This is a genomic window from Collinsella aerofaciens, assembly GCF_039752985.1.
GTDB classification, from domain to species: domain Bacteria; phylum Actinomycetota; class Coriobacteriia; order Coriobacteriales; family Coriobacteriaceae; genus Collinsella; species Collinsella aerofaciens_BT.
Genome location: NZ_JBDMHA010000044.1, coordinates 9,506 through 14,656, shown reverse-complemented (window position 1 = coordinate 14,656; position 5,151 = coordinate 9,506). Strand labels below are relative to the sequence as shown.

The 5,151-nt window shown below is 58.2% G+C and carries 5 protein-coding genes and 3 tRNA genes; all 8 read right to left on the bottom strand.

The window, feature by feature from the left end; translation table 11 throughout:
- Positions 1-916: hypothetical protein (locus ABHR76_RS06925; protein WP_346977151.1), on the bottom strand; the 916-nt coding region annotated here is incomplete at its 3' end.
- A 422-nt stretch (positions 917-1,338) separates the two neighbouring features.
- On the bottom strand, positions 1,339-3,177 hold the full coding sequence (gene typA, locus ABHR76_RS06920) for a translational GTPase TypA (protein WP_006235837.1): 1,839 nt from the start codon (positions 3,175-3,177) through the stop codon (positions 1,339-1,341).
- A gap of 117 nt (positions 3,178-3,294) precedes the next feature.
- Positions 3,295-3,744 carry a hypothetical protein gene (locus ABHR76_RS06915; protein ID WP_089572580.1) on the bottom strand — a complete coding sequence of 150 codons (450 nt, stop codon included), beginning with the start codon at positions 3,742-3,744 and terminating at the stop codon, positions 3,295-3,297.
- Between the two features lie 30 nt (positions 3,745-3,774).
- The gene (locus tag ABHR76_RS06910) at positions 3,775-4,164 is read right to left on the bottom strand and encodes a hypothetical protein (RefSeq protein WP_346977150.1); all 390 of its coding nucleotides are present in this window, start codon (positions 4,162-4,164) and stop codon (positions 3,775-3,777) included.
- Positions 4,165-4,665, bottom strand: coding sequence for a bifunctional nuclease family protein (locus ABHR76_RS06905; protein WP_346977149.1), 501 nt, complete (start codon positions 4,663-4,665; stop codon positions 4,165-4,167). It abuts the gene before it with no gap.
- Between the two features lie 185 nt (positions 4,666-4,850).
- Positions 4,851-4,927 (bottom strand) — tRNA-Ile (locus tag ABHR76_RS06900).
- Between the two features lie 4 nt (positions 4,928-4,931).
- Positions 4,932-5,007, bottom strand: a tRNA-Ala gene (locus tag ABHR76_RS06895).
- A gap of 67 nt (positions 5,008-5,074) precedes the next feature.
- Positions 5,075-5,151, bottom strand: a tRNA-Ile gene (locus ABHR76_RS06890).

Genomic DNA, 5,151 nt, shown 5'->3' with positions numbered 1-5,151 from the left:
AGCCAGCCCAATTCCACGTTGCCTTATTCTCAGCTTTGATCAAATCGCCGCCGTTCGCGGCAACACCGCTCTTCAGCACCGTATCGTACGTGATCGTGTGGTTGCCCCGGGAAAGGTTGCCCAGGCTGTCGAGGGTTACGACCTGGCCGTCGATCATCGGCTGGGAGTCAAGCTTCTTGCCGTCGAGCTTGAAACTGTCGTTCACAAAGTCGAAGTTGTCGCCCAGCGTATCAATGAAGCTAACGTCCGTAGCATACGACTCTACGGTAAGCGTAACAGTCCAGGTAACCTTGGCCACGCCATCTGCGCCCTGGGAGAAGGTCCCCGACTTCGTCCCCGTGACTTTGCCGTCCTTGATAGGGATTTTGATCGTTCCCACACCAGGGAACACGACAGATGCGTTGCCGCCTGAGCCGGTGCCCTTGTCTGCAAGCTCGAACGAGAAATTGGCTCCGACATAAATCTCCGCAGGGTTTGACGCAAGCCAGTTTTTGTCAAACGCAAAGATGACCTTATTGTCCTTAATCTTCCACGTGCCAGCCTTGGCGGCAGTGGCTTCCGAACCCTCCATGAGGTCGCCGCCGTCGTTGTCGTCAACGACAATGGTGTCGGGCAGCTTATAGACAGCGATGTTCTTCTCGGGCGTAGGCGCCTTGCCGGCGTTGAATTGTGCCGAGAAAGCTCCATAGAGCGTCGAAGTGGACGTTACGGGATCCTCGAGCTTTTGAGTATGGTGCTCATCGGTATACAGCCTGACATCAACCGTCGCCGTATCCCCATCGATCGCAATCGGATCGGGCTTCGCAACGTCATCGGCGCGCACGGGGGCCGCACCGTAAAACACTGCGGCGGTGAGGCAAATCAAAATGAAAATCAGAGCCGCCATACCCAGCGACCGTGAGCGGTGTGCGTCCATAGTTGTCCCTTAATTCCTACAACACAGTGTGGAATACGGCGAATCGTCGGATCGAACACAAGCCCCAACATCTACGAGAACCTACCTAGCGCATTGCAAGAACCCATTGGGGGCAACTTCTAAGACGGTTCGTCTATGCCACAATGCATAAAATACAATATAGATAACAGTCATGTAAACCGCTGGTAAAGAGGTCTTTTAATGTAATACCAGTTGATATTTATCTGTTAACGGTTTTGTATCAAAGCGGTTATATCCTGTGGAATTATGTATATGTTTAAACAACTTTACTTTGGCTGGAAAGCCGCTCGGGGGATAACCTCCTCCACCGTGGTGCAAAGTAACCTGTCCCCTTGCACCAAAAAGGGCGCCGACCATTGCGGTCGACGCCCTTTCTTGTTAGACGCTATAAAGCCCGGCACTTATTTGTTGACCTGGCCGGCGCGAACGGCAGCCTTCTTGCGGTCGGTAGCATTGAGCAGACGCTTGCGCAGGCGGATGTTCTTGGGAGTAATCTCGACCAGCTCGTCGTCGGCGATGTACTCCAGCGCTTCCTCCAGCGAGAAGGTGCGGGGCGGCACCAGCTGGACGGAGATATCGGAGGTCGAGGAACGCTGGTTGCCCAGGTTCTTGGTGCGAGCGATGTTGACGACCATGTCGCCGGCCTTGCTGCGCTCGCCCACGATCATGCCCTCATAGCACTCGGTGCCCGGCTCAACAAACAGCTGGCCGCGCTCCTGCAGCGTACCCAGAGCATAGGCAACGGCCTTCTCGGTGGTCATGGAGATCATTGCGCCGTTCTGACGGTTACCGATCTCGCCGGCGTAAGGACCGTACTCCAGGAAGGTGTGGTAGAACACGCCCTCGCCGTGGGTGACGTTCATGATGCGGTTCTTGAGACCCATGATGCCGCGCGTCGGGATCTTGAACTCAAGGTGCGTCACGATGCCCGAGGTGTCCATGCTCGTCATGATGCCGCCGGAGGTACCGAAGACCTCAACGACCTTGCCTGAGTACTCGTCCGGGCACTCAACGACGGCCTGCTCGACAGGCTCCATCTTGTTGCCGTTCTCGTCCTTCTTAAACAGAACGCGGGGACGGCCGACCTGGAACTCAAAGCCCTCGCGGCGCATGGACTCCATCAGGACGGACAGGTGCAGGATGCCGCGGCCCGAGACCTCGACGCCGCTCTTGTCCTCGAGCTCCTCGATCTTCATGGTCACGTTGTTCTCGGCCTCGTTGAACAGGCGCTCCTTAAGCTGACGGGCGCCCACGATGTCGCCATCGCGGCCGACGAGCGGGGAGGTCGAGGCCTCAAAGACGATGGACAGGGTCGGCGGGTCGATCTCGATGGGCTCGAGCTCGACGGGGTTCTCGGGGTCGGTGTAAACATCGCCGATATCGGTGCGGTCAATACCCACGACAGCAGCGATATCGCCAGCGCCGACTTCCTGGCACTCGGTACGGCCCAGGTAGTCGAAGGTAAAGAGCTGCTTGACGGTAGCGGTGGCACTGGAGCCATCGTTCTTGACAACCAGGATCTGGTCGCCCTGGTGGATGGTGCCGGAGTACACGCGACCGATGCCGATACGACCAACGAAGTTGGAGTGGTCGATGGTCACGCATTGCATGGCCAGCGGGGCGTTCTCGTCAACCTCGGGCGCGGGCATATCGTCGATGATCATGTCGAGCAGCGGGTACATGTCCATATTGCCGTCGTTAGGGTCAAGGCGGGCAAAGCCATTCATGGCGCTGGCGTAGACCACGTGCTCCATGGCGAACTCAAGCTGGTCGTCGGTGGCGCCCAGGTCGGCCATGAGGTCCAGGCAGTCGTTGTAGGCCTTCTCGGGGTTGGCGCCCGGACGATCGATCTTGTTGATGACGATCATGATCTTAAGGCCGGTGTCGATAGCGTGACGCAGCACGAAGCGGGTCTGGGGCATGGGGCCCTCAAAGGCGTCGACCAGCAGCAGGGCGCCGTCGGCCATACGCAGCACGCGCTCGACCTCGCCGCCGAAGTCGGCGTGGCCCGGGGTGTCGATGACGTTGATCTTAACGTCCTTGTACTCGATAGAGATGTTCTTGGCGAGAATCGTAATGCCGCGCTCGCGCTCCTGGTCGTTGGAATCCAGGACGCGGTCCTCGACCTGCTGGTTGGCACGGAAGGCGTCCGTGGCACGCAGGAGCTTGTCGACCATCGTCGTCTTGCCGTGGTCGACGTGGGCGATGATGGCGATGTTTCTCAGATTGTCTACGCGCATGTAGTTCCCCTATCTTCTATCTATATACAACCGGCACGCGTATGCGACCCACCCAGCAATGCAACGCTCGGCGGGAATATTGAGCCTTTTACCGAAAACTCGTTTATTTTAGCGATTTTAGATGAGAGGGGTTTCCTCACCTGCAGGTTCAGGGTCGCTCCACATAAAACCATCGCCGGCGCCCATGCCCTCATACAGCACATATGCCGAAAAACCGCTCTCGAGCGTGGTTTCGAAGAAGCTTACGAGCAGGGCATCGTGATAGCCGCCGTCAATCTCGACACAACCGGTGTAGCCGATGGCATAGCGGGCAATGCGGCCCAGGCCCTCGTCCTTAAGACCCATCTTGTGCTCGGAGATAAAGTTGGTGGCCGCCTCGAGGCACGCCTCTTCGCCGTCCTCGTCAAGCGCCGCCAGATATCGGTTGGAAGCAGCGTCCTCGATCGCCACAACTACGCCCGGATTCTCACCGGCGGCAAGGTCGTCCAAGAACGCACCAATCAGGTCACACACCATGGCGTCGAGCTCGGCGGAGACGTTACCGGCGTCCTGCATATCCTGTGCCATCTTTAGACCTTCCCATCGAGTCTGGCGTCGTTACAGTTCTTGCGCCTCGGCGGCGATCTTAGCAGCGGCATCGCGGGCGCGCATCATATCCGCTGCACGCTTGTCGAGCGCCTTGATCTGGCTAGTCAGCATGACTGCATCGACCACACCCCAGATCACGAGGCCCGTAGAGATCGAAAACCCAAGCGCACCAACTGTACCACGAAGGCGCGAGCAGATTGCCGCGACAAGGGCGGAGACGACAACCATCTTGATAAACGAGCCGCGGCGTTCGCGAAGCGTGCGGGCCTGCGTCACATAGGCAATGCGAGCCGCCTCAGAAGCCTCCGAGCGCATCTGGGCCTCGCGCGCAATGGCCGCCGCCTCGCCAGAAACTCCGGCACTCATGAGCGCGCACTCCGTCGCGTGTTTGTCGAGCATTTAAAAGTCATCGGGGGAGAGCGTATGGACGAACTCGTCGAACTTTTCGAACTCTTGCTCGTCGTCGACTTCCTCGGCGTGCGGCGATACGGTGCCCAAGCGATTCATGATGTCGTCTTCAACGAACATGGGGGCATTGCTGCGTACGGCAAGGGCGATGGCGTCGCTCGGACGCGCATCGATCCGATGCTCGTTGCCATCGGCCAGTACGACAATCGTCGCGTAGAACACCGGCGGCTCGGCGCGAACGATCTCGATGCGCTCGAGCTTGGCGCCCAGGGCGCCAACAGTATCGAGCAACAGGTCATGGGTAATCGGGCGATCGGCGCGTCCGCTGTCGATGCCGCGGCTGATTGCCGCAGCCTCAAACGAGCCAGTCTGGATGGAGAGGGAGCGCAGCGGCGCGGGGGAATCCGACTTGCTGCAGCGTTCGCGAAGCACGATAAGCGATGGCACGGGACCGGCGGCCATGACGATGGTCTCTATGTCGACACGAACCATGGAACACCTCCGGTACGTAGCGGTTAACACGCGGCGGCCCGCCGCGTTGAATAGCTATACTACCCAAACTTTCGCGTAGCACACAAAATCAAAGTAGTTAATTTGGGACAGAGCTTTTTTGACTACCTTCTGTGGCTAAGAAAAAAGCCTCGAGGCAATTGCCCCGAGGCTTTTAACAGTTTTGATGGTGGACCTGACAAGATTCGAACTTGTGACCTCCCGGTTATCAGCCGGACGCTCTAACCAACTGAGCTACAGGTCCATCATGGTGGAGGTTAGGGGGATCGAACCCCTGACCTCAGGCTTGCAAAGCCCGCGCTCTCCCAGCTGAGCTAAACCCCCACGGAGACAGTAATAAACACCCCAGCGGCGACTCGGCTCTCGCTGGGGTGTTTATTGCGAAAGAAAGTGGTGGACCTGACAAGATTCGAACTTGTGACCTCCCGGTTATCAGCCGGACGCTCTAACCAACTGAGCTACAGGTCC

Coding starts and splice junctions, on each gene's coding strand:
- typA (WP_006235837.1), bottom strand. CDS start 3,177: ATGCGCGTAGACAATCTGAGAAACATCGCCATCATCGCCCACGTCGAC.
- ABHR76_RS06915 (WP_089572580.1), bottom strand. CDS start 3,744: ATGGCACAGGATATGCAGGACGCCGGTAACGTCTCCGCCGAGCTCGAC.
- ABHR76_RS06910 (WP_346977150.1), bottom strand. CDS start 4,164: ATGCTCGACAAACACGCGACGGAGTGCGCGCTCATGAGTGCCGGAGTT.
- ABHR76_RS06905 (WP_346977149.1), bottom strand. CDS start 4,665: ATGGTTCGTGTCGACATAGAGACCATCGTCATGGCCGCCGGTCCCGTG.